This is a genomic window from Streptomyces carpinensis, assembly GCF_002154505.1.
GTDB lineage: Bacteria > Actinomycetota > Actinomycetes > Streptomycetales > Streptomycetaceae > Streptomyces > Streptomyces carpinensis.
In genome coordinates this window covers 1-2,827 of record NZ_MUBM01000694.1, presented here as the reverse complement: position 1 = coordinate 2,827, position 2,827 = coordinate 1, and the positions used below count along the sequence as shown (strand labels likewise).

Annotated in this window: 5 protein-coding genes; 3 read left to right on the top strand and 2 right to left on the bottom strand. The window is 67.2% G+C overall.

What is annotated here, in order from left to right:
- Positions 1–142: 142 nt before the first annotated feature.
- Together BZY54_RS48000 and BZY54_RS47995 are read right to left on the bottom strand one after the other, a co-directional pair.
- Positions 143–370 (bottom strand): hypothetical protein, encoded by a 228-nt coding sequence (locus BZY54_RS48000; RefSeq protein WP_086731538.1) that lies wholly within the window; start codon positions 368–370, stop codon positions 143–145.
- Between the two features lie 475 nt (positions 371–845).
- Positions 846–1,346: a transcriptional regulator gene (locus BZY54_RS47995; RefSeq protein WP_086731539.1), complete on the bottom strand. Its 501-nt coding sequence runs from the start codon at positions 1,344–1,346 to the stop codon at positions 846–848.
- 235 nt (positions 1,347–1,581) lie between these two features.
- Here BZY54_RS47995 and BZY54_RS47990 point away from each other — a divergent pair, with 235 nt between their 5' ends.
- The 3 genes from BZY54_RS47990 to BZY54_RS47980 all read left to right on the top strand — a co-directional run.
- Entirely contained in the window at positions 1,582–1,875 is a 294-nt protein-coding gene (locus tag BZY54_RS47990; RefSeq protein WP_158104036.1) for a helix-turn-helix domain-containing protein, read from the top strand.
- Positions 1,876–1,972: 97 nt separating this feature from the next.
- Positions 1,973–2,569 (top strand): sigma-70 family RNA polymerase sigma factor, encoded by a 597-nt coding sequence (locus BZY54_RS47985; RefSeq protein ID WP_086731536.1) that lies wholly within the window; start codon positions 1,973–1,975, stop codon positions 2,567–2,569.
- Positions 2,566–2,827, top strand: a 262-nt coding sequence (locus BZY54_RS47980; protein WP_143668439.1) for a hypothetical protein, incomplete at its 3' end; no start/stop codon positions are given. The genes BZY54_RS47985 and BZY54_RS47980, both read left to right, overlap by 4 nt.

Sequence of the window (2,827 nt, the reverse complement as noted above, 5' to 3'; positions counted from 1 at the left end):
GAGGGTGGAGAATCCCCTCCCATCAGGGAGGGGAGCCTTCAACGGATACGGGACGGTCGCCCAGGACGAAGCTTCACCGGGAAGAAGCGGTTACCGCATCGCAAAGGGGAGATGAATCGCGTTCGTCACCTGCACGCGGAACTCAGCTGACGGTCAGCCTGTAGACAGTCAGGTCGTTTCCCTCGACACGGACATGGAAATCCGGCGGGCCTGTGCCAAGCCTGGGAACGGCGTTGTTGACGGTCTGGAGTTCCGCGGCGCTGAGAACGGCGGCAGCAGCCTTGATCATGTCGGTCAACGTCGTCTCCGGTACCTGCCGGAGCGAGTCGCCGGAAAGCAGAACCACCACCTCGCCGGTGCTGCTGCGCACGACAGCGGTTATGGGGGCTCCTTGTACGACAAGCACCTGCTACCCCTCTCGGCGTGGCCTTTCCGACCCGCTGGATCCTGGCACGGCAGGAGGATATCCCTCGCTCTTCCCGTGACCGCGAGCCGCGGTGCAGCCACTGGATTTCGGGAAGATTCCGCCGAGCTTAGCGGGAGAGACATTGCCGAGCGGTGCACCTGAAGGGCGTGCATATGCTCGATTACCGGCGGTCGCAGACCCGGTGGTGTTGTCGGTGACTGCGACGCGCAGCAACCCGGCCGGGGCCCGGCCGGGTTGCTGCGCCGGTCCGGCCGCCGCAGCACTGGGCCGGCGGCAGAGGCTGGAGCAGGTGATGCCCAGCGGTCCGCACGGCCCGCAGTGCCGGTTCGGCCGGTGACGTCCCTTTGCGGACGGTGAGTTCATGCCGTGGCGACCGGCATGCGGTGGTCCACGGACAGGGGTCCTGGCGGGGCCGGGGTCATCTGTGCGCGTGCCACGGGCGCTTGGCCGCCGGCAACGGCCCTGGTTCCTGGGCCGCATCGATCTCCGCTTGGAGTTCGATCGCGTGAACGATGCTCCCGTTCAGTGTCCTGCGGATGATGGGATCGGTGATTCCCCAGGCGGTCATGGCCTCGTCCGGCGAGAGCGTCGCCGAGTTCGGTCCCCGTCTTGGTGATTGAGGCCCTCGCTGTTCGGGGATGAGACCGCTCTCCACCAGAATCCTCCGATGATCGAGATTGAGGACCGTCGCCCATGTCGTCAATTGCGAGGGCAGCGGCAAGGTTTTGCCGTCCAGCGTCCGGCTGATGGTGGTCAGGCTCAGACCGGTCGCGGCCGCCAGTTGCGCCCGGCCGCCCTGCCGCCGACGGACGTCGTATCCGGCGGCCGTCGCAGCTCCCGTGAGATACGCGCCGACCCGTTGGGCCTGAGCCTGCCGTTTGGCCCGGCTTTCGTGGGGGGAATCTTCCACACTCCGCATGCTCGGAGGGTAGCGCGCAGGCATGTGGTCACACGCTAGTTGCACGCGTGCACCTTTGCAGGTCAAAAGCTAGATCGGCATTTCTGCAGGCCACATCGCGAATCTCGTATCTGTGTGCGAATCAAAATACCCTTGCGTCACTTATGCCTGGCAACTTGCATATGTTGCGCGCGTGTGGGTTAGCCACACGGCTGCACGTTGCTGAGGGGGTCTTCTGACCATGCTTCGCCTCCACATGGCCACGCTCCTGGTAAAGGCCAGGGAGCTCGGTGACGAAAGTGTCGCCGACATGGCGCAGCGAACCGGTATCAGCAGGTCGACGCTCCACCGGCTCGCCGCCGGAACGAAACAGCCGAGCCTTGCCACGCTCTGGACGCTGCGCGACGCCTACCGTGTCCGGCTCGACGCGCTCGTCTACGACGACCCGCAGACCGAGCAGCGCGGTGGCCTTCCGCAACGGCAGCGCGTGCCCGCCCAGGACCGGCACCGCTTGCGGCACGGGGACCGGGACCGGCACGCAGCCGGCTAGAGCCTACCCGGCCCCGTCCCTGCCCCCGCGGCCCGGAGGCGGTCCGCGCATCACCAGCCCCACCTCAGTTCTGTCCACGTATTGATCGGGAGCACCCTTGACCACTCAGGCTCACGCCGCCCTCGACGGCGGCACCACGGGGGAACCGGCCCTCATCACCCGCGCCCAGCAGGGCGATCGCGAGGCGTTCGCCGAGCTGTACCGGATGCACCACGGTGTGATCGCCACGCTCATCGGCCAGCGCGTCAGGTCGAATACCGCACTGGCCGAAGACCTCACCGCGGACGTCTTCATGAAGGCATGGGCCAAGATCACCACCTTCACATGGAACGGCACGTCCATCCGCGCCTGGCTGTGCACCATCGCACGCAACGTGGTCGCCGACCACTTCAAGACCGCCGCGACACGCAACCTCACCTTCGTCGACCAGATCACCCAGGTGGGAGATGCCTGGGCACCCCTGGTGAGCAACCCCGAGGACACCGTCCTGTCCTCGCTCGCGCTCGACGACCTGCATCACGCCCTGTCCGAGATCACGCCCCGCCAGCAGGTCGTCATCCGGCTGCGGTTCCTGGGCGAGATGTCCGTCCGCGAGACCGCCCGCACCATGGGCACCACCGACGCCGCCGTCAAGACGCTCCAGTGGCGCGCGCTCGACTCCCTGCGCAAGGCCTACGTGGGAGCCGTCGCATGACCACCGTCCCCGGGAACCGCATGGACGTCGAGCAGGAACTCACCGCGCGGCTCAGCGAACTCGCTCACGCCTTCATCGCCGATCTGAACGCGCAAGGCCGCCTGGTGGAGACCGGCGGCGCCGAAGCCCTCAGACAGCTGCGAGAACAGAACCGGACGCAGCACAGTGCGACGGAGGCGGAAACGGGCGGCGCCGAGGCCATCGAAGCCGCCGCACACCCCGCGCCGGCCGCCTCGGCCCTGTGGGAAGCGATCACCG